The organism is Kitasatospora sp. NPDC086009 (genome assembly GCF_044540385.1).
GTDB lineage: Bacteria > Actinomycetota > Actinomycetes > Streptomycetales > Streptomycetaceae > Kitasatospora.
The window spans coordinates 12,671-33,492 of sequence record NZ_JBITSA010000006.1 but is presented as its reverse complement, the minus strand read 5'-3'; the positions used below and the strand labels follow the sequence as shown (position 1 = coordinate 33,492).

The following is a 20,822-nucleotide window of genomic DNA, read 5'->3' as shown; positions in this document are numbered from 1 at the left end:
CGGGCCCTAACGAAGGTTGTTCACACCATGCCGGCGTTGTGCTCGTCGGTGGCGTCGAAGAGGTCGGCGGTGCCCTGGCCGTGCGCGGACATCGCCTTCAGCTTGTTGCGGATCTGCGACGTCAGGCTGTACAGGTCGGCGGTGGGCTTGTCGATCTTCTCGTGGTACTGCTTGCCGATCTCGTCGCCGCCGCCGGCCTTGACGTTCTTCTGGTTGATGTCCTCCATCTCCGTGTTGATCTTCTCGACCAGCGCCGCCACGTCGTCGAAGTTGGCGAACGCCGCTTTGAGGCCCTCCTCCTTGCGCAGCCTCTCAGCCATGGAACTCCTCCTGGTTGCGGGAAGGCTTGACCGTCCGGTCGGCGCCGGGGCGCATCGCGGTGAGGGGGGCCAGCAGCGCGTCCAGGTCCAGTCCGCCGCCGATCCCGAACAGGCCCTCCTCGTCGCCGCGCTCACCGGTGAAGTCCATCCGCAGCGTCTCTCCGACGCCCTCGAAGCTGCGCATCTCGGCGGTGATCTGGTCACCCATCCGGGCCTTGGCCTCGTTGAGCACGTCCTTCAGCACGGTGCTCAACTGGGCCGGGGCCATGGACTGGTAGGCGGTGGTGTGGAAGCTCAACGCGAGCAGCTCGCCCTGGGGGCCGACCTTCGCGGTAACCATCCGGTCCTTGCTGGTCGCCGAGGCGGTCATCGCCTGCATCTTGCGCGTCGACTCGGCCAGCCTCTCCTTCTGCTCCTCCAACGAGGCCATGGCCTGGTTCAGTTGGTCCTCGAACGAGTGCGACATACCTTCTCCGTTTCCTTGTCCAGGGGCGGTGTCCCTCCCGGGACGCCGCCCCTTCCTGCCGGTGCGCCGGGCGCTCAGCGGCCGATCACACCGTCGACCGCGCCGGTCTCGGTGCCCCAGACCTCTTCGTCCTCGGCCAGCCAGGTGGTGCGCTGACGGTCCTTCTCGCCTTGGCCCGCTCCCATGCCGCCGCCCATGCCGCCCATCGGCGGCATCATCGGCATTCCGCCGCCGCTGGTGGACACCGACCGGCCGCGCATCGCGGCCTGCTCCTCGGCAGCCATCGCGGCGGCCTTCTGTGTCGCGGCCTTCTCCGCGGCCGCGGCCTCGGCGGCCGCCACGGCTGCCGTCTTGCCGCCCGGAGCCAGCCCGCCGCTGTTCTCGATGGCCTGCGGACTCAGCCCGCCGCCGGAGCCGACCAGCCGGGGCAACGAGCCACCGGAGCCTGAGCCCGCACCCCCTGTGCCACCGAAGAGGTTGGCGTATGTGGGCACGGAGCCGGAGCCGGACCCCGATCCGGAGCCCGACGACCAGTCGGAGCCGGAGCCGTAGTCACCGAAGGAGGAGCCGAGGTCCAGCTTCCAGTCGGAACCCGTGGACGGCGGGCGGATGCCGCCCCCGCTCCCGGTCCCACCGCCGCTGCCGCTGCCGACCATCGCGTCGATGGCGTGCTGCCGGTCGGTGTAGCGCTGGGAGATGTCGGAGATCGGACGACCGGTCGAGTCGAGCAGCGTGCCGTCGCCGGCGATGGATCCGCCCTTGGGCAGCACCACCGGGTTGCCGTCGCGGTCCAGCACCTCCTTGTCGTCGGGCCCGATGACCGTCCCGTCGTCGCGGACCTTCGAGCCCTTGGGCACCTTGGCGTTCTGCCCGTAGATGCCACCGCCGGTGCCCGGCGGAACGTCCGAACCCGGGGGGACGACGACGGGCTTGCCGTCCTTGCCGGTCACCTTCTGGCCGTTGGCGTCGTACACCTGGCCGTCCTTGCCGATGTAGCCGCCCGGGGGCAGCATCACCGGCTTCTTGTCGGCGCCCAGGACGGGCTTGTGGTCCTTGTCGAGGATCGGCGTGCCGGCGCCGTCGCCCCCGAGGCCGGCGCCACCGCCGCCACCGCCGCCGGACCCGATGACCGGGGGCGGCGGCGGAAGGTGGGTCGTGTTGCCGCCGCCCTTGCCGTCGCCGCCGCCACCTCCGCCGGCACCACCACCCAGGTCGGACTCGTCACCGGCACCGCCGCCCGCTCCTCCGCCCGCTCCTCCGCCTGCTCCGCCGCCCGCTCCGCCGCCGCCGTCACCCGTCCCCGGGCCGGGCGGCGCCGCGGTGGGCAGGTCCAGGCTCACGTTGACGTACCCGCGGCCGAAGTCCGTGATCAGCTTGGTGTAGGCGGTGTTCAGGGCGTCCGTCGGATCAGTCCCGCCACCGTCCGCGCCCTTCCGCTGGTCGAGGAACCTGGCGACGTCGGTCCGCCAGATCTCCTTCGCCCGCTGCTCCAGCAGGACGTAGAAGGAGTCCTGTGTAGCATCACCGAGCGTGTTGGAGGCGATGGACGTCACGTTTCCGGAATCGTCGAGCGTCGGTGTGACGCCCCTCATCGCCTCTTCCAAGGCCTGGTAGATGGCGTGGGAGGGCCACAGGGTTCCTGAGTCCCACCACTGTTGGTGGACGGTGTAGAGGCCGGTGACCGTCCTCGGGATCTGGGCGGCTGCCGCGTCCAGGTCTTGCGGGTGTTGGGTCGTGTCCAGTTGCAGGCGGATGGTCTCGATCTCCAGCGCGTACCGCTTCAACAGCATCTTGAACTCGCCGGCCGCGTCGCCCTGCCAGTCGCTGTCCGGGCCGTCGATCAGTTCGGCCCACTTCTTCACCCTCGGGTACCAGGTTTCCAGCCACTTGCCCACGTCCCGCAGGCCCTGCGCGGCGACCCGCAGGGTGCGGGGGTCGATCGCGCCGTTCCCACCGCCGGATGCCAGCGGTCCGAAGACCCCCTCGTGCTGGTGGATGAACTGGGACAGCGGCTTGTCCGCGTCGTTGCCCCAGTCCGTGTAGTTGACCGGGACCCCGACCAGGATGTGGCTGTGGCTACCGCTCTTCTGCGTGTAGTTCCACGCCCACCACACGTCGGGCTTGCCCTCACCCTTTTTGGCCATGTCCGTCTTGCCGACGTCGGACTGCTTCCCGAAGTAGAAATCGGCACCTATCGTGCCCTTCGTGACCAGCTCCGGCCTGATCCAGGACTTGCTCCCCGAGGGCAGCTCCGCGATCTTGGTCCTGTCGACGATCTTCTGATCCGCGCCCCCGAAGAACGCGAGCACCTGCTCCCAGGTCCCGGCCACCAGTCCCCCACCTGCCTTGTACGGTCAACTCTTCTGCGGTCAGCGCTTCTACGGTGAGCCGGTCTTGGGCGGGGCGGCGGTCGACACCTTGGTGAGGACCTCCATCATCTCGGCGGCCGTCATGGCCTCCTCGTGGGCCTCTTCCATGATGGTCAGGGTGAGCTGGATCTTCACCTGGGCCTGGCGCATCTGGGCCTTGAGGGTGCCGAGGTCGGTGGCCAGGCCGGTGGCCAGGTTCTTGAAGTCGCGGACGATCGAGTCCGCGAAGAAGAGCTTGTTGCCCACCAGCAGCGAGTTGCCCGCGCTGTCCAGCATTCCGGCGTAGCGCTGGATCACGTTGTAGCCGGGGTTCTGGTTCAGGTCGTCCAGGAGGCCGCCGATCTCCGTGTTCGCGAAGTACTCGAGGTCGTCCTTGTTGACGCTGAGGGTGTGCTCGTAGTTCGGCGGCGCCGGCGTCCCCATCAGCCGACGCCCCCCGCGGCACGCTTGTCGGCGTCGCGCAGCAGGCCGTGCATGACGCGCAGGACGTCGGCGCCCTGGATGATGTCGTTGTTCATGGCGCTGTTCTGGTTGGCGAGCGCCTGGTAGAAGGCATTGGCGGCGGTGGCGAGGTCACCACTGAGCTGGGCCTCGGCGGCCTTGATGGCGGCCATGCAGTCGTCCATCGCGGCGTGCATGCCCTGGCCGGCCTGGGTCAGGGCGTCGGCGGCCTCGTCGATATTGGCGTGGTTGAGCAGGATGCTGGCCATGGGGGTCCTCTCGGTCGGGTCGTCGGGTGGCCTGAAGGGGGCCGGGGTCAGCGGGGGTTGAGGCCGTTCAGGACTTCGTCGGAGGCGCCGCCCCAGCCTCCGCCGGCCGCCAGGGCCTCGTCGTGGGCGGTGTTGACCTGCGTGTGGCCGGCGGCGAAGCTGCCGTGGAAGGACTGGTACGCGTTCTTGAGCTGCTGGTAGCGGTTCTGCCAGTCCGCGATCTTCTCCTGGTACTTGGAGCTGCACGCGGCCTGGAAGTGCTGCTGGATCTCGCCGTTGACGTCCTGGACCTGCGTCGCGGCGCGCATCATCGTGTCGATGTGGCCCTCCAGGGTCGCCAGGACGCTCCGGACGACCGCGTCGTCCGTCTTCAGGTTGAGTGCCGCCACGGGGGTTCCTTCCTCCGGGCCCGGCTTCGGCTGCCGGGCTCACTCGACTCAACGGAACTGCGGGGGGCGGCGGTTCACCGCAGGCAGGTGGGGCCGGCCGGGCTCGGTGCGGCGGCGGCGCCGGTGAGCGCGGCCGGGTCGAGGCTGGGTCCGGTGGGCAGCAGGGTCAGCAGCGCCTCGGGCAGGCCCGGGGGGGCGACCTCGCCGTAGCCGAGCTGTTTGGCGACCTCGGGCGAGGGCAGCGGGTACTTCACCCCGGTGTCGGTGACCAGGTAGAGGGTGGTGCCGGTGCCGGCGGTGGACAACGCGCGCACCAGGGCGCCGCCGCCGGGGCGCACCGCGATGGTGTCGGCGGTGGCGCAGGCCGCCTCGACGCCGGGCTGGGCGGCGGGGGCGGGGCCCTGGAGGGCGGTGTCGTCGAGGAGGGTGACGGCGGTGGTGGGCGCGGGGTCGCCCGGGCGCAGCTCGGCGCAGACGTTGCGGCCCTGGGGGGCGGTCAGGAGCTCGGGCGGGGTGGTGGGCAGGGCGGTGGTGGGGGTGGCGGCCGTCGCGGGGGGCGCGCTGTGGGCGGCGAGGTCGGCGGGGCGCAGGGCGGCGGGGGTGACGGCGGCGCCCTGGTAGGCGATCTGCTGGGTGCGGGAGTCGTTGCGCAGCAGTTCGAAGGCCATCGTGGTGAGCGGGGTGAGTCCGGCGGAGGTGAGCAGGTAGGGGTCGCCACCGGGGCCGGTGAAGAGTTGTCCGATGCGGGTGGGGCGGGTGGCGAGGTCGGGGCCGGGGGTGCCGCGCTGGTCGATGTCGGGGGCGGCGAGGTCGGGGCCGACGGGCAGGGCGTTGAGGAAGGCCTGGGGGACGGGCTGGGCGGTGGCGGTGCTCTGGCCGAGGGCCAGGCGGGCGCCGTTGTGGGTGTCCAGGCGCAGCCGGCGGCCGTGCCACAGCAGGTGGGTGGTGCCGTCGGGGGCGGTGACCAGGAGGGCCTGGTTGTCGGAGAGGGCGGTGCCGCGGGTGGTGGGGTCGATGGCGACGGCCAGTTGGGGCCGGCGGGCGCCGGACGGGCCGGGGCGCAGGGCGGCGCAGGCGAGCCAGGGGGCGGTGGCGAGGCGGTCGGGTGCGGGCAGGCCGTCGGGGGCGCCGAGGATGCCGAGCGGGGTGCCGCGGGGGGTGCCGGCCAGGGAACGGACGCTGACCTGGTCGACGGTGAGCTGCTCGCCGGCGATCAGGCGGGCGGTCGTCTCGTTGAGCAGGGGGTGGAGGGTGCCGTCGAGGTAGAGGTAGCGGGCGCCGCTCTCCTTGACCAGGACGAGGGTGCCCGGTTTCTTCCAGCCGGTGGCGCCACCGGGGACGAGGACGCCGTAGACGGCGGCGATCAGGCAGGCGAGGACGGCGATGACGATGCCGGTGACGATGCCGCGGGAGGTGCGCCCGGTGGGGGCGTCGGGGGCGTCGGGTTCGCCGCGGAGCATGCCGGTGGCGAGGCGGCCCATCACGAACAGGTGGGCCTGCACCTGGTCGCGCTTCGACTGCATGGCGTGGTTCTCCTCGGTGGCGGGGCGTGGGGTTGCTCGCGTGGGCGGGGGCCGGGCGTGGGGTGTGCCGCCGGTGCGGGTTCAGCCGGCGATGGCGCGTAGTGCCTGGTAGGCGCCGGCGGCGGAGAGGGCGAGCGGGAGCACGGTGATGGCGGCGAGGGTGTGCAGCAGGTCGGCGGCGCGGCCCCAGTAGGGCAGCAGGCGTCGGCCCGGGACGGTCCACGAGACGGCGGCCAGGACGGCGCCGGTGGCGAGCAGGGCGGCGAGCAGGACCAGACGGGCGGACGGGGACTGGCCGACGGCGAGGTGGGCGGTGAGCACGGCGGGGCCCAGGGCGCCGGGGACGAGGACGGCCAGGCGCTGGGGGATGGCGCCGATGCCGCGGGCGTGCAGCAGGAGCAGCAGGGACAGCGCGCAGGTCAGGGCGGTGGGGGCCCAGCCGTCCTGACCGGCGAGGGCGGTCAGGCACCCGGCGAGGACGGGGGCGAGGGCGAGGTGGAAGGCCGTCAGGAAGCCGTCGGCGACGACGCTGCGGGAGCGGACGGAGGCGGCGGGGACGGCCTCGATGCCTTCCTGGAGTTCCTCGGCGTTGCGGGGCAGGGCGGGCAGGCGCAGCCCGGACAGGCGGAAGCAGAGGCCGGGCAGGAAGCCGGCGGTGGCGACCGGGAGGACGGCGAGGACGGCGGCGGTGGCGGGTGCGGTCAGTCCGGTGAGCAGCAGGGCGCCGGTGGCGGTGACGTGCAGGGCGAACAGGACCAGGCCGAGGAAGAGCGGGGCGGAGCAGCCGACGGCGGCCATGGCGAGGACGGCTGCTCCGGCGCCGGCGCAGCCGCCGGCGAGGAGGCGGGCTCCGGTGGCGGAGGGTCCGGTGTCGGTGGTGAGGAGGGCGCCGGCCAGGGCGAGGTAGGGCACGGCGGTGGCGCCGAGGGCGGTGCCGGCGGCGGCGTCGCCGACGGCCCGGGAGGCGCTGAGGGCGCCCAGGAGCAGGAACAGGCCGGTGATGGCGGCCGCGCCGGCGCGCAGCTGCGGCGGGCCGGGCAGGAGGAGGAGTGCGATGCCGCCGGCCAGGGCGGTGACGGCCAGGACGAGGGCGGTGTGGTGGGTGAGCGCCGGGCGCCAGGTGTCGGGGCGTTCGCGCATGCCGGTGGCGACGCCGTCGGCGAGGTCGTCGTAGTGGACTTCGGGCAGGGCGTCGCGGCGTGGGCGCAGGTAGAGGTCCTCGCCGTCGCGCAGGTCGAGGGCGTCGGCGCCGAGCTCCTCGTCCAGGGGCGGGTGGCCGAGGCGTTGGAGGACCCAGCCGTCGTGTTCGAGGCCTTGCTCGTCGAGACCCGGTTCGGCGGGGTCGAGGTCGGCGTGGGCGAGGACGGCGGGCAGCAGGTCGGCCAGGGGGATGTCGGCGGGGACGGCGAGTTCGAACACCGCCCGGGGGGCGTGGAACCTCAGTCGGCACAGTGCGGCGACGGCGGCCCCGTTGGCACTCCCGTTCACGGTTCTCCCTCGTGGTCCGCGGCCCCGGCCGGGCCGGGGGGCCTGGGAGCGGGGCCGGCTCGGCGGTGGCTGGTCCTCGGAAGAGGGCGCGGCCGCCTGGGGCTGTCCGGGGGTGGCGGGTCGGGCGGCCACTCCCCGCCCGGTGGCACGGATGGCGGGGGGTGGTTGGTTCACCGCGGGCGGGAGCGGGCCGGGCGGGGTGAACCGGGGGCGGGGTGGTGGCCGTGGTCCGGGTGGACGGTGTGCGTCCCGGGCGACGGCGCACGGTGCGGGCCGTCCCCTGGTGCGAGGAGCGCTTTCGTTGAGTGTGGTGCTGGTCGACCGTCCGCCGCGGCGTCCCGGTCCGGCGATGCCCGACGGCGAGATCCAGTTGCAGGAGCCGCCGGTCCTGCCGGAGTCGCAGAGCGGCATGTCGAGCGTGATCTCGATGGCGCCGATGGCGCTGAGTTCGCTGTCGATGGTGTTCGTGTTCCTGCGCCCGGGTGAGGGCGGCGGGGTGCTCGGCTACGTGGCGATGGGCATGATGGGCCTGTCGGCGGTGGGCATGCTGGTGACGCAGCTGATCCGCGGTTCCAGCGACCGCAAGCGGGAGCTGCGGGCCGAGCGGCGGGACTACCTGCGGTACCTGTCACAGATGCGCAGGCAGGTGCGCGGGCACACCGTGCGTCAGCAGGAGGCGGCGGCCTGGCGGCACCCGGCGCCGGGAGCGGTGGCGTCGCTGATCCGCACCTCGCGGCTGTGGGAGCGGCGCGGCACGCACCCGGACTTCGGTGACGTGCGGGTCGGGGTGGGGCACCAGCGGCTGGCGGTGCGGCTGGCGCCGCTGTCGACCAAGCCGGTGGAGGACCTGGAGCCGTTGTGCGCGCACGCGCTGCGGCGGTTCATCCACGCCTACGGCACGGTCGCGGACCAGCCGATCGCGGTGTACGTGCGCGGGTACGCCCAGGTGCTGCTGCGCGGTGACGACCGGGCGGCGGCGCAGGCACTGGCGCGGGCGATGCTGGCGCAGCTGGCGCTGTTCCACGCGCCGGACGAGCTGCGGATCGCGGTGGTGGCGGACGCGGAGCACCGGGAGCAGTGGGAGTGGGCGAAGTGGCTGCCGCACGCGCTGCACCCGGTGGACACCGACGCGCTGGGGCCGGTGCGGCTGGTGGCGGGGTCGGTCGCGGAGCTGGAGCAGGTCATGGGCGAGGAGTTCGCGGCGCGCGGGCCGTGGGAGCCGGAGGCGCAGCCGGGCCGGGACGAGCCGTTCACGGTGATCGTGCTGGACGGTGCACCGGCCGGTCCCGGCAGCCGGGCGGCGCTGGCGGGGTGGCGCAACGCGGTGCTGCTGGACCTGGGTGAGGCGCTGGAGTGGAAGCCACTGCGGCACCGGCTGCGGCTGCGGATCGAGGAGGGCCGGCTGGCGATGGTCGGCGCGGACCGCAACCACCGTGACGAGGTGACCGAGCTGGGGCGGCCCGACGCGTTGTCGTTGCCGGCGGTGCGGCGGCTGGCCGCGCTGATGGCGCCCTACCGGCTCGGGGACCAGTTGGAGGCCGGGGAGCCGTTGGCGGGTGATTTCGACCTGGCGTCGCTGCTGGGCATCCGGAACCTGCACCGGCACGACGTGGCGCAGAACTGGGCGCGGCGCGGGATCGCCGACCGGTTGCGGGTGCCGCTGGGCATCGCCGCGGACGGCACGCCGGTGGAGCTGGACATCAAGGAGTCGGCGCAGGGCGGCATGGGCCCGCACGGGATGCTGATCGGGGCCACCGGGTCGGGCAAGTCGGAGCTGCTGCGCACGCTGGTGCTGGCGTTGGCCCTGACGCACTCCTCGGAGGTGCTGAACTTCGTGCTGGTCGACTTCAAGGGCGGCGCGACGTTCCTGGGTCTGGACCGGCTGCCGCACACCTCGGCGGTGATCACCAACCTGGCCGACGAGGCGGCGCTGGTGGACCGGATGCGCGACGCGCTGCACGGGGAGCTGGTGCGTCGCCAGGAGCTGCTGCGGGCGGCGGGCAACTACAGTTCGCTGCTGGACTACGAGACCGCGCGGGCGGGCGGGGCCGATCTGGAGCCGCTGCCGACGCTGTTCGTCGTGGTCGACGAGTTCAGTGAACTGCTGGCCGCGCACCGCGACTTCATGGACCTGTTCGTCATGATCGGCCGCCTGGGCCGCTCGCTAGGCGTGCACCTGCTGCTGGCCTCGCAGCGTCTGGACGAGGGCCGGATGCACGCGCTGGAGTCGCACCTGTCGTACCGGGTCGGACTGCGGACGTTCTCGGCGATGGAGAGCCGGGGCGTGCTGGGGGTACCGGACGCCTACCACCTGCCCTCCCAGCCCGGCAACGGTTTCCTGCGCAGCGACATCGCCACCCTGACCCGGTTCAAGGCCGCGTACGTCTCCGGCCCCTACCGGGCACCGCGTCCCGCGGCCGCGCGCCAGCAGGCCGCGGCCGGGCAGGTCGCCGTCTACGGCACCGGGTACGTGGCGCCGCGTCAGCCCGTCGCGGTGCCGGAGGAGCCGCAGGTGGAGGAGGCGCAGGACGGTGGCACCCTGCTCGCCATCGCGGCCGACAAGCTGCTGGACGCGGGACCGCCGGCGCACCAGGTGTGGCTGCCGCCGCTGGGGGTGCCGCCCACCCTGGACGAGCTGCTGCCGCCGCTGGCGCCGCACCCGGAGTACGGGCTGACCACCGAGGGCGGTTCGGGCCGCGGCACCCTGAGCGTTCCGGTCGGCGTCGTCGACCGGCCCTTCCACCAGGTGCGCGACCTGCTCACCGCCGACCTCTCGGGGGCCGACGGCCACGTGGGGATCGCGGGTGGTCCGCAGAGCGGCAAGTCCACCCTGCTGCGGGCCCTGATGACGGCGCTCGCCCTCACCCACACCCCGCGCGAAGTGCAGTTCTACTGCCTGGACTTCGGCGGCGGCACGCTCTCCGCGCTGCGCGGTCTGCCGCACGTGGGCGGGGTCACCGGTCGGCACGACCCCGAGCGGGTGGTGCGCACGGTCGCGGAGGTCAACGCGATCCTCGCGCGGCGCGAGCAGCGCTTCGCCGAGCTCGGCATCGACTCGGTGGCGGCCTTCCGCCGGATGCTGGCCGCAGGTCAGCTGCCGCAAGAGGCGCACGGCGACGTCTTCCTGGTGATCGACGGCTGGAACACCGTGCGCCAGGAGTTCCCCGACCTCGCGCCGGCGCTGACCCTGATCGCCCAGCGCGGCCTCAACTACGGCATCCACCTGATCGTGGGCACCACCCGCTGGGGCGAGGTCACCGGCGCGCTGCGCGACCTGCTGGGCACCCGGTTCGAGCTGCGGCTCGGTGATCCCGTCGACTCCGCGATCGGCATGCGGGTCGCCGCGACGGTCCCCAAGCTCCCCGGCCGGGGTCTGACCGCCGAGGAACTGCACTTCCTCACCGCGCTGCCCCGGATGGACGGCACCGGCAGCACCGACGACCTCGGCGACGGGGTGGCGGACCTGGTCGACGCCGTGGCGGAGCACTGGACGGGGGCGCGCGCGCCCGAGGTCCGGATGCTGCCGCTGCAGCTGCCCGCCTCCGCGCTGCCCGCCCCCGAGGGCCGACTGCGCGTCCCGCTGGGGCTCCAGGACGTCTCGATGGACACGCTGTGGCACGACTTCGAGGAGACGCCGCACCTGGTGGTGGTCGGTGACAGCGAGTCGGGCAAGACGAACCTCCTGAAACTGGTGGCGGCCGGCATCACCAGTGCCTACCGCCCCGACCAGGCGCGGATCATGCTGGTCGACTACCGCCGGGTGCTGCAGGGCGCGGTACCGCAGGAGTACCGGCTCGGGCACGCGGTCGCCGTGGACGCGCTGCGTCAGATCGTCGACGGCGCGGCGCGGGCGATGGCCAACCGGCTGCCCGGCGTGGACATCCCGCCGGAACGGCTGCGGCTGCGGGACTGGTGGGAGGGCCCGGAGCTGTTCATCCTGGTCGACGACTACGAGCTGGTCGCCGGCTCCCCCGGCGGGATGTCCGCCCACCCGTTCGCACCGCTGCTGGACTACCTGGCGCAGGGTGTCGAGCTGGGCCTGCACCTGATCGTGGCGCGCAGCGCCAACGGCATCGGACGGGCCTCCTCGGACCAGCTCCTGCGCAAGCTGGAGGAGGTCAACACCCCGGCGGTGCTGCTGTCCTGCCCGCCGAGCGAGGGCTTCCTGTTCGGCAACACCAAGCCCCGCGCCCTCCCGCCCGGGCGGGCCCTGCACATCACCCGGCGCCGCACGGTGCAGGTGCAGACCGCCGCCGTCGACGAGGACGCAGGGGCGCAGCGGTGAGCGCCGCGCCGGTGCGGCGCTGGCTGACCCGTCACCGCGACGCCCCGGCCCCCGCGGTGCTGCACGAGGCGGGTCCGCACTTCGTCATCGCACCCGGCGCGGCGCACGGGGCCGCGGCGGCGCCGGCGCTGCCCGCCGAACTCGCCGCCGCGCTCGCCGCACTGCCGTCCGTGGTCGGGACCGTGACGGTGCTGGCGGCGGCCGCCGACGCGCAGCCCGTCCTGCTCGCGAGCCTGGCGGAGCTGGCGCGCACCGCGGCCGTCCGGCGGGCCGGGATCCTGGTCCTGGCGGCCTCCGGCCTGGCCACCGCCCAGCAGGACGGCAGACGGCCCGCCCAGCGGATCGCCGAACTGGCCGCCACCGGCATCGTCGCCCCGGACGGCGTCGTCACCCTGCGGCCCGACGGGACCCTGCTGGCCGACGGGGCCGGGCCGGGATCGCCGGCTTCCTGGTGGCTGTTCACTCCGGCCGGCCCGGCCCGCCGGCTCGGGCCGGTGTGGCCGCTGCCGGAGACGGCGGACGGGACGGCCGCCCGGGCGTGGGCGGCAGACCCGGCGGAGCCTCGGACACCGCGGCCCGGGAGCGCCGGGCCGGACCCTCGGGCTGCGTCCGCCCCCGCCGTACCGGCAGCCGGCACACCCGTACCGGCCGCGACGGCCCCTCAGGCACCTCCGCCTGCCCCGGCGCCGATGGCGGGCGACGAGCGCGACCCGCTCGGCGGGGGCCCGCTGGTGACCGAGCTGCCGGGCGGCTACTGGCTCCACGGCGAGTCCGCCCCCGATGTCCGTTCCGGCCCGTTGGACCTCGCCACGGCGGCGCCGGGCACCCTGGTCCTGGTCGTCGGCCACCCCGGCGCGCCCCTGCCCGCGGCCGCCGGGGTCGCCGAACGGCTGGCCCGGGTCCGGCCCGCTCCGGCCGAGCTGCTGGTGAGCGCGCCCTGGGCGGCCACCGCGGCGCTGGTCGCGCTGACCGCCGCCCTCGCGGCCGAGCTGGGCCGCGACGTCCGGGCCGCCGTCGGCCTGCCGATGCGCACCGCGGACGGCTGCTCCGCCCGCGTCCTGGCCGCCGACGGCACGCCCGGCTGGGAGCCGTGGCTGACCGAGCTGACCGCCTCACCCGGGCGGGGCCGCGTGGTCGCCTCCGCCTGGCGCCCCCTGCCCGACGGCACCCCGCCCGACGGCCCCGCGCTCTACCCCGCGCCGGTGGCGGGCTGGCGCCTGGAGGCGGTGCCGGCCGGCCTGTGGCTGCGCCCCGACGACCCGCCGCCGGACCACGGCCCGCGGCTGCTCGACCCCGGGCCGGACCGCCCCCTGCTCATCGTCGGCTCGGCCGACCGGACGGTGCCGGCGGAGGTGCTCGCTGTCGTGGACGGCCTGCTGACGGCCCTCACCGTCCCGGGCGCGGCGGTACCGGGACTGCTCCTGAACGGCCCCACCCGCGCGCCCGCCCCCTTGACCGCGCCCACGACCGCACCCGCGACCGAACCCGCCACCGGTGCCGGCCTCCCGGCCCCGCCGGTGCCGACCGCCACGTCCACCGGCCCCTCCCCCGCACCCGGCCCCGCCGGGCAGGGCCCGGACGGCACGGACGCCCCCGGCCCGGAGGCCGGACCGGCGCTCGTGCCCGCGGAGACGGGCCCGGAGTCCACCGGCTCCCCCGGGCCGGACACCGAACCCACCGTCATCCTGCCCACCACCACCGACCACGCCGCCGAGCCCACGACCGCACCGGGCGGCGCGGGCGACGGCGACGGCGAGGACACGGCCGAGGTCCCCGCCGTGCCCCGGCTCATCGCGCCGGACGCCGCCTTCAGCTCGGGGCGGCCGTCCACCGCCGCCGAACGGGCCGCCTTCCGGGCCCTGCTCGGCCCGCACTTCCACCGCTACGCCAGCCAGGCCGAGCAGGTCGCCCTGCGGCTGCCGGCGCTGCGTTCACAGCCCCGCGACGACCTGAAGGACGACCTCGCGGCCGTGTACCTGCACCACGCAGACACCGGGATCCCCGCGTCCCGCGCCGAGTTGGTGGCCGCGGCGCGCCGGCCCGGCGGACCGGGACCGCTGGAGCTGTACCTGGCGTGCCTGGGTTCCGGGCTGCGCCGGCTGCCCAACCACCGGGGCGCCGTGCTGCTGGGCTCGGACGCGGGCGAGGAGGTGCTGCGCCTCTACGTGCGGGGGGCGCTGCTGACGGAGCCCGCTCCGGTCGTCGGGACTCCGGAGGCCGACCTCGCCCCGGGGACGTCGACGGAGTTCCTCGTCTGGTCGGCCACCGGCCGCCGGACGTCCGTGATCGCCGACGACGGCGACCCGGAGGTGGTCTTCCCGCCCGGCTCGCGCTTCCGTGTCCTGGACGTCCTGCCCGGCGGCGAGGACCGCCCGGTCCGGGTGCTGCTGCGCGAGGCGGCCCCCGGCCCTGCCGCGACCGGCCCCGCCGCGGACGCGGCGGCCGAGGAGCACGACGCGCAGGCCCGGACCCGGCTGCTGGCGTGGCAGGACCGCCGCGATCTGCTGCCGCCCGCGCGGCTGCGCCCGCCGGCCCGCCCGGAGCGGCTCCGTCTGACGCCGGGAGTCGCCGTCGGGTGAGGCACGCGGGGCGGCAGTCGCGTCCGCGAGACGGTTCGGCATGCCCCCGTCCTCGCGCATCGCGCGCGTGGAGGGGGCGGCCCTCACTCCTTCGGAGCCTCCGGCTCCTCGACGAAGTCGACGCGCTTGAATTGCCGGTTCATCGACTTGACCAGGAACCAGGTGGCCACGCCGAGGGCGGCGAAGACGACGAAGCCCAGCAGTCCGGGGGTCACCTTGGTCTCGTCGAGGGCGAGCTCGGCGGCGAGGTGGGTGAGGTTCACGGGGGCACTCATATCTCTATGGTGGCCCGGCTCACGGGGAGCCGGGCCACCGGGGGGTGGTTCAGTCGCGCGTGTCGGTGGCCTCGGCGGCCAGGGTGGGGGTGCGCAGGCCGGCGAACAGGTCGTCCTCCGGCAGGTCGACGTCGATCAGGGTCCGGGCCAGCTCGTAGTCCTCGGTCGGCCAGACCTCGCGCTGGACCTCCAGCGGGACGCGGAACCACGGCCCGTCCGGGTCGATCTGGGTGGCGTGCGCGATCAGCGCGCGGTCCCTGGTCTCGAACCAGTCGTCGCAGCGGACCCGGGTGGTGATCTCGCGCTCCTTGCGGCCGCTCTTCTCCCAGCCCTCGATCCACTCGCCGTACGGCGACTCGTGGCCGTGCTCGGTGAGGTACGCGTGCAGCTCGCGGATCCGGCCCATCGGGAAGCCGTGGTTGTAGTAGACCTTCAGCGGCTGCCAGGGCTCACCGGACTCCGGGTAGGCGTCCGGGTCACCGGCGGCGTCGAAGGCCAGCATGGTGATCTTGTGGGTCATGATGTGGTCCGGGTGCGGGTAGCCGCCGTTCTCGTCGTAGGTCGTGATGACCTGCGGCTTGAACTCGCGGATCAGCCGGACCAGCGGCTCGGCCGCCTCCGCGACGTCCTTCAGGGCGAAGCACCCCTCGGGCAGCGGGGGCAGCGGGTCGCCCTCGGGCAGGCCCGAGTCGACGAAGCCCAGCCAGGCCTGCCGGACTCCGAGGATCCGGCGCGCCTCGTCCATCTCCTTGCGCCGGACCTCGTGGATGTTCTCCTCGATCTCCGGCTTGCCCTGCAGCTTCGGATTGAGGACCGACCCGCGTTCCCCCCCGGTGCAGGTGGCCACCAGCACATCCACCCCCTGGTCGACGTACATGGCCATGGTGGCAGCGCCCTTGCTGGACTCGTCGTCCGGGTGGGCGTGCACCGCCATCAGTCGCAACTGCTCAGTCAACGCGTGCGTTCCTTCCACAATGTCTGGGCCTTCCGCGAAGTCCGGTCTGCCCACCGTCCGAGCCGCTCGGTTCGGGCCGCGTCACCGCGGGCCCGCCGCCGGGAGCGCCGCGGCAGGACCTCACCACGCCGCCGGCACGACGCCGACACGGCCGAGCAGCGCCCCCGCCGGACCGGCCGCGGGCGTGCCCCTCCTATAGTGACGGACTGGAGGAGCGTCGCATTCCCCCGGCACCACCGCGGGGGGTACCTCCCGGAGAGGACTGAGCCCGATGAGCGCAGGCACCACCACCCCGCAGCTGCCCGAGGGGCGCTACGGCCGGCGCGGCGACCGCGAGTCCGACCGCCGTCTCAAGGTGGCGGGTGCGGTCTGCGGCGTGCTGGGGCTGGGCCTGGTGGCCTGGCTGGGCGGCTCGTACCTGATCCGCGAGACCACCATCAACGGCAGCGTCCCCTCCTTCCAGGCCGTCTCGGACACCGAGGTGCAGCTGCACCTGGCGGTGCGCAAGAGCGACGGCACGGCGGGCAGCTGCACCGTCCGCTCGCAGGGCGAGAACGGCGCGGTGGTCGGGGTGGCCGACTTCCCCGTACCGGCCGCCGGCGGCGACTACGACGCCGTGGTCAGCCTGCGGACCACCGCCCGCGGCACCACCGCCGAGCTGCTGGGATGCACGCCGGCGAAGTAGCGGCCGTCGATCGCGACCCGCCCGGGCGCATATTCGATCGGAAGAGCGGGAATCCGTCAGGATGTCCCGCACACCGGTCCTGTACATCTCGGCGCAATGCTGTCGTCAATGACGCGCCGACGACTCTCCCGCTTGTCGGCCGGAGTTGTTAGGCTCGTGGTTTCGCCCCTTCCGCACCGAGAGGTACGGGAGCGGGCGTTGCTTTGTAGTTACGACCGATATCTCCACCGCCACCCTGCTGACGACTCACACCCTCAGCACAGCCCCAGCACCTACGAGGAGCACCCGTGACCCAGACCAGCGAGAACGTGACCTGGCTCACTCAGTCCGGCTATGACCAGCTCAAGGCCGAGCTGGAGCATCTGAGCGGCCCCTGGCGCATCGAGATCGCCCAGAAGATCGAGGCGGCGCGCGAGGAGGGTGACCTCAAGGAGAACGCCGGTTACCACGCGGCCAAGGAGGAGCAGGGCAAGTACGAGCTGCGGATCCGCCAGCTCACCCAGCTCCTGGAGCGCGCCAAGGTCGGCGAGGCCCCCGCGGACTCCGGCGTGGTGGCCCCCGGCATGGTCGTCACGGTCGCCTTCGACGGCGACGAGGACGACACCATGACCTTCCTGCTCGGCTCGCGCGAGATGGCCGGCAGCGACGACCTCGACGTGTACTCCCCGCAGTCGCCGCTGGGCCGCGCCATCGACGGCAAGAAGGTCGGCGACGAGGCGACGTACGAGCTGCCGAACGGCAAGGCCGCCTCGGTCACCGTCACCGACGCCAAGCCGCACAACGGCTGATCCCCCGCACCTGACGCCGACGGCGGCCGTGGACCTCGTCCACGGCCGCCCTCGCGGCATCCCGGCGGCCGGGCTCAGCCCGAGGCGGAGCGGTACTTGCGCACCGACAGCCAGGAGAAGACGGCGGTGATCAGCACCGACCAGAGCACCGACATCAGCTCCGCGTGCTGCATCGGCCAGGCGCTGTCCACCGGCCCGACCTGGTTGCCGAACAGGTTGCGGCAGGCCTGCACGGTGGCGCTGAACGGGTTCCAGTAGGCGATCCCCTGCAACCAGCCCGGCATCGAGCTGATCGGCACGAAGGCGTTGGAGATGAAGGTCAGCGGGAAGAGCCAGATCAGCCCGGCCGAGGTGGCCGCCTCGGGACTGCGGACCGAGAGGCCGATCAGCGCGCCGATCCAGGAGAACGCGTAGCCGAGCAGGAGCAGCAGCCCGAACGCGGCGAGCGCCTTCGGCACCCCCTCGTGGATCCGCCAGCCGACCAGCAGCGCCACCACCGCCAGCACCACCAGGGTGAAGGCGGTCTGGCAGAGGTCGGCCAGGGTGCGGCCGACCAGCACCGCCGAGCGGGCCATCGGCAGCGAGCGGAAGCGGTCGACCAGCCCCTTGGTCATGTCCTCCGCGATGCCGGCGGAGGCACCGGCCGTCGCGAAGGTGACCGTCTGGGCGAAGATGCCGGCCATCAGGAACTGGATGTACGAGTCGGAGCTGGCCTGCGTCCCGGGGATCTGGATCGCCCCGCCCATGACGTAGGAGAACAGCAGCACGAACATCACGGGCTGCATCAGTCCGAAGACCACGATCTCGGGGATCCGGGTCATCCGGCGCAGGTTGCGCCGGGCGACCACCCAGGAGTCGTGCAGGGTGGCCGCCGCGCCCCGGCGCTGCTTGGGTACCTCCCCGCCGATGGCGTGCTCGGTGGCAGTGGTCATCTCACCGTTCCTTTCCGGCGGGGACGGCCTGCTGGTCCGGGTCCTGGCCGTCCCCGCCGGCCCGGCCCCCGTCGTGCCCGCCGTGCCCCTTGCCCCGGCCCTTGCCGGCGGCGCCGCCCTCCTCGTCCTCGGCCGCCGTGACGTGGCCGGTGAGCGAGAGGAAGACGTCGTCCAGGGTCGGGCGGCGCAGGCCGATGTCGTCGATCTCGATGGAGCGAGCGTCCAGCTCGCGGATGGCGTCGGCGAGCACTCGCGCGCCGCCACTGACCGGCACGGTGATCCGGCGGGTGTTCTTCTCCACCGCCGGATCGCCCTTGGCGTACTCGGACAGCGCCTCGACGGCCTCGGCGACGAGGTCGGCGCGGTGCACCACGACCTCGATCCGCTCGCCGCCGATCTGCGCCTTGAGCTGGTCGGCGGTGCCGCGGGCGATCACCCGGCCGTGGTCGACCACGGCGATGTCGTGGGCGAGGCGGTCCGCCTCCTCCAGGTACTGGGTGGTGAGCAGCAGGGTGGTGCCCTGCTCGACCAGGGTCTCGATGACCTCCCAGAGGGCCAGCCGGTTGCGCGGGTCGAGTCCGGTGGTCGGCTCGTCCAGGAACATCACCGGCGGCCGGACGACCAGCGCGGCGGCCAGGTCGAGCCGGCGCCGCATGCCGCCGGAGTAGGTCTTGGCGGTGCGGTCCCTGGCCTCGGAGAGGTTGAACCACTCCAGCAGCTCCAGCGCCCGGGCCTTCGCCGCCCGGCCGGTCATCTGGTACAGCTCGCCGACCATCTGCAGGTTCTCGAACCCGGTGAGGTACTCGTCGACGGCGGCGTACTGGCCGGAGAGGCCGATCAGGCTGCGCACCTGGTTGGGGTGTTTCAGGACGTCGACCCCGGCGACCACCGCACGGCCGGAATCGGGCCGGAGCAGGGTGGTGAGGACGCGCACGGTGGTGGTCTTGCCGGCTCCGTTCGGGCCGAGCAGCCCCAGCACCGTGCCCTCGGGGACGTCGAGGCTGACGCCGTCCAGGGCTCGTACGTCACCGAAGGTCTTCACCAGGTTCTCGGCTTGGATGGCTGGCGCCATGGCCTGCCTCATCTCCTCGGACGATAGGGGCGCTGTCGCTTGGGCGAATTCCAGCGGTCTGTCCCACTCTGCCCCGAATGCGGGCAGGCGGGCGACTCGGTCCTCGCCGGGCGGGCGACTCGGCCGTCGCTCCGAGGGGCCCCGGAAGCACCCGGCGCCGGGCGCGCTCGCTCAGTGCGAGACGACGTACCCGGCTTCGCGCAGCTCCCCGACCACCACCGCGCAGTGCTCGGGCCCCTTGGTCTCCAGATGGAGGTCCACCTCGACCTCGGTCAGCCCGAGCTGCGGGTCGATCCGCACGTGCGCCACGTCCAGCACGTTCGCGTCCACCCGGGTGAGCACCCCGAGCAGGTCCGCCAGCGCGCCCGGCCGGTCCGCCAGCCGCACCCGCAGCGACAGGTAGCGCCCGGCCGCCGCCAGGCCGTGCCGCAGCACCCGCTGCATCAGCTGCGGGTCGATGTTGCCGCCCGAGAGCACCGCCACCACCGGGCCCTCGAAGGACTCCGGCTGTTCCAGCAGGGCCGCCACCGGGCTCGCCCCGGCCGGCTCCACCACCAGCTTCAGCCGCTCCAGGCCGAGCAGCAGGGCCCGCGAGAGGGAGTCCTCGGAGACCGTCCGCACACCGTCCGCCAGGGCGTTGATCACCTCGAACGGGATGTCCCCGGGCCGGCCGACCATGATCCCGTCCGCCATGGTGGCGTAGCGCTCCAGCGTCACCGGCCTACCCGCCGCCAGCGAGGGTGGGTACGCGGCCGCGGCGGCCGCCTGCACCCCGATCACCCGCACGTCCGGGCGGATCGGCTTCACCGCCGCCGCGATCCCGGCCAGCAGCCCGCCGCCACCCACCCCGACCAGGATGGTGCGCACCTCCGGGCACTGCTCCAGGATCTCCAGGCCGACGGTGGCCTGCCCGGTGACCACGTCCCAGTGGTCGAAGGGGTGGATGAAGACCGCGCCGGTCGCCTCCGAGTAGCGCTGCGCGGCCCGCAGCGCCTCGTCCACCGTGGCACCGGACAGCCGGACCTCGGCGCCGTACTCGCGGGTCGCCGCGACCTTGGGCAGCGGCGCGGCCACCGGCATGAAGACCGTCGAGCGGACCCCGAGCAGCGCGGCCGCCAGCGCCACGCCCTGGGCGTGGTTCCCGGCGCTCGCCGCGACCACCCCGCCGGCCCGCTGCACCGGCGAGAGCCCCGCGATCCGCACGTACGCCCCGCGCAGCTTGAACGAACCGGTGCGCTGGAGGTTCTCGCACTTCAGGTGGACCGGCGCGCCGATCAGCGCGGACAGGTGCCGGCTGCCCTCCATCGGTGTCACCCGGGCGACCCCGGCGAGCATCTTCTGGGCGCCGCGGACATCGTCGATGGTGATCGGCCAGCTGTGCATGGCGCCAGCCTACGGCGGGCGGGAGTGCCAACCCGGGATGTCGGCACTGTTCCCGGGCCCGCCCGGCCCGCGTACGCTGCTGGTCCTGAGCCTCCCTCACCGCACGACGATCGTGAGCCGCGATGACGACGACCTCGCCCCAGGCCACCGACCGCACCGACCCCCTGCACGCCCAACTCCAGTACCAGCTGGCGGTGTTCGCCCGGCGCATGGAACAGGTCCGCAGCTCCGACGGGGTGGGCGTACTGGACCGGGCCGCCTATCTGCTGCTCGACCGGCTGGAGCGGCACGGACCCGCCAACGTCAAGGCCCTGGCCGACGCCCTGGGCGTCGACTCCTCCACCGTCACCCGGCAGGTCGCCCCACTGGTCGCGGCCGGGCTGGTCGGCCGGGTCCAGGACCCGGCCGACCGCCGTGCCGTACGGCTCGCACTCTCCCCGATCGGTGCCCGTCGGCTGGCCGAAGTCCGGGCCGGGCGGGCCGAGTTGGCCCGCCGACTGGTGGCCGACTGGGCGCCCGAGGAACAGCGCGCGTTCTGCGCCCTGCTGGCCCGCTTCAACCACTCCATGGAGTCGTACACGGCGGGCCGGCAGGGCGGCTAGG

Annotated in this window: 18 protein-coding genes; 5 read left to right on the top strand and 13 right to left on the bottom strand. The window is 73.9% G+C overall.

Annotated elements, in window-relative coordinates; all coding sequences use genetic code 11:
• Positions 1-20 precede the first annotated feature (20 nt).
• The 8 genes from ACIF6L_RS16820 to eccD all read right to left on the bottom strand — a co-directional run bounded on the left by ACIF6L_RS16820 (position 21) and on the right by eccD (position 7,265).
• The gene (locus tag ACIF6L_RS16820) at positions 21-320 is read right to left on the bottom strand and encodes a hypothetical protein (protein WP_396488636.1); all 300 of its coding nucleotides are present in this window, start codon (positions 318-320) and stop codon (positions 21-23) included.
• Entirely contained in the window at positions 313-786 is a 474-nt protein-coding gene (locus tag ACIF6L_RS16815; RefSeq protein WP_396488638.1) for a YbaB/EbfC family nucleoid-associated protein, read from the bottom strand. Before ACIF6L_RS16815 ends, ACIF6L_RS16820 begins: the two co-directional genes overlap by 8 nt.
• A 74-nt stretch (positions 787-860) precedes the next feature.
• The gene (locus ACIF6L_RS16810; protein WP_396488639.1) at positions 861-3,116 is read right to left on the bottom strand and encodes a hypothetical protein; all 2,256 of its coding nucleotides are present in this window, start codon (positions 3,114-3,116) and stop codon (positions 861-863) included.
• A 48-nt stretch (positions 3,117-3,164) separates the two neighbouring features.
• Positions 3,165-3,578 (bottom strand): hypothetical protein, encoded by a 414-nt coding sequence (locus ACIF6L_RS16805; protein WP_396488640.1) that lies wholly within the window; start codon positions 3,576-3,578, stop codon positions 3,165-3,167.
• A complete protein-coding gene (locus ACIF6L_RS16800; RefSeq protein WP_329489373.1) occupies positions 3,578-3,865 on the bottom strand; it encodes a hypothetical protein in 288 nt (95 codons plus the stop codon). The genes ACIF6L_RS16805 and ACIF6L_RS16800 overlap by 1 nt, the downstream gene beginning before the upstream one ends.
• Before the next feature lie 47 nt (positions 3,866-3,912).
• Positions 3,913-4,254, bottom strand: coding sequence for a hypothetical protein (locus ACIF6L_RS16795; protein WP_359836713.1), 342 nt, complete (start codon positions 4,252-4,254; stop codon positions 3,913-3,915).
• A 74-nt stretch (positions 4,255-4,328) separates the two neighbouring features.
• Positions 4,329-5,777 carry a type VII secretion protein EccB gene (eccB, locus tag ACIF6L_RS16790; RefSeq protein ID WP_396488643.1) on the bottom strand — a complete coding sequence of 483 codons (1,449 nt, stop codon included), beginning with the start codon at positions 5,775-5,777 and terminating at the stop codon, positions 4,329-4,331.
• 81 nt (positions 5,778-5,858) lie between these two features.
• Complete coding sequence (gene eccD, locus ACIF6L_RS16785) at positions 5,859-7,265, bottom strand: type VII secretion integral membrane protein EccD (RefSeq protein ID WP_359806122.1); 1,407 nt, start codon at positions 7,263-7,265, stop codon at positions 5,859-5,861.
• Between the two features lie 349 nt (positions 7,266-7,614).
• Between eccD and eccCa the strand changes: the two genes are divergently transcribed.
• On the top strand, positions 7,615-11,550 hold the full coding sequence (gene eccCa / locus ACIF6L_RS16780; RefSeq protein WP_396488930.1) for a type VII secretion protein EccCa: 3,936 nt from the start codon (positions 7,615-7,617) through the stop codon (positions 11,548-11,550).
• On the top strand, positions 11,547-14,129 hold the full coding sequence (locus tag ACIF6L_RS16775) for a hypothetical protein (protein WP_396488645.1): 2,583 nt from the start codon (positions 11,547-11,549) through the stop codon (positions 14,127-14,129). Before eccCa ends, ACIF6L_RS16775 begins: the two co-directional genes overlap by 4 nt.
• Before the next feature lie 83 nt (positions 14,130-14,212).
• Here the strand turns inward: ACIF6L_RS16775 and ACIF6L_RS16770 are convergent, their stop codons facing one another.
• Both ACIF6L_RS16770 and mca read right to left on the bottom strand, forming a co-directional pair.
• Positions 14,213-14,404 (bottom strand): hypothetical protein, encoded by a 192-nt coding sequence (locus tag ACIF6L_RS16770; RefSeq protein ID WP_396488647.1) that lies wholly within the window; start codon positions 14,402-14,404, stop codon positions 14,213-14,215.
• A 49-nt stretch (positions 14,405-14,453) separates the two neighbouring features.
• Positions 14,454-15,359 (bottom strand): mycothiol conjugate amidase Mca, encoded by a 906-nt coding sequence (gene mca / locus ACIF6L_RS16765; protein WP_329489367.1) that lies wholly within the window; start codon positions 15,357-15,359, stop codon positions 14,454-14,456.
• Positions 15,360-15,630: 271 nt separating this feature from the next.
• On the opposite strand from mca, the gene ACIF6L_RS16760 reads away from it, so the two are divergent.
• Positions 15,631-16,044, top strand: a complete 414-nt coding sequence (locus tag ACIF6L_RS16760; protein WP_352289884.1) for a DUF4307 domain-containing protein — start codon at positions 15,631-15,633, stop codon at positions 16,042-16,044.
• A 287-nt stretch (positions 16,045-16,331) separates the two neighbouring features.
• Positions 16,332-16,832, top strand: a complete 501-nt coding sequence (greA, locus tag ACIF6L_RS16755; RefSeq protein ID WP_329489364.1) for a transcription elongation factor GreA — start codon at positions 16,332-16,334, stop codon at positions 16,830-16,832.
• A 74-nt stretch (positions 16,833-16,906) separates the two neighbouring features.
• Here greA and ACIF6L_RS16750 read toward each other — a convergent pair whose 3' ends face one another.
• The 3 genes from ACIF6L_RS16750 to ilvA all read right to left on the bottom strand — a co-directional run bounded on the left by ACIF6L_RS16750 (position 16,907) and on the right by ilvA (position 20,219).
• On the bottom strand, positions 16,907-17,764 hold the full coding sequence (locus tag ACIF6L_RS16750) for an ABC transporter permease (RefSeq protein ID WP_396488650.1): 858 nt from the start codon (positions 17,762-17,764) through the stop codon (positions 16,907-16,909).
• A gap of 1 nt (position 17,765) precedes the next feature.
• Positions 17,766-18,836, bottom strand: coding sequence for an ATP-binding cassette domain-containing protein (locus ACIF6L_RS16745; protein ID WP_396488652.1), 1,071 nt, complete (start codon positions 18,834-18,836; stop codon positions 17,766-17,768).
• A 171-nt stretch (positions 18,837-19,007) separates the two neighbouring features.
• Complete coding sequence (ilvA, locus tag ACIF6L_RS16740) at positions 19,008-20,219, bottom strand: threonine ammonia-lyase (RefSeq protein ID WP_359806131.1); 1,212 nt, start codon at positions 20,217-20,219, stop codon at positions 19,008-19,010.
• 122 nt (positions 20,220-20,341) lie between these two features.
• Between ilvA and ACIF6L_RS16735 the strand changes: the two genes are divergently transcribed.
• Positions 20,342-20,821, top strand: a complete 480-nt coding sequence (locus tag ACIF6L_RS16735; protein ID WP_359806133.1) for a MarR family transcriptional regulator — start codon at positions 20,342-20,344, stop codon at positions 20,819-20,821.
• Position 20,822 lies beyond the last annotated feature (1 nt).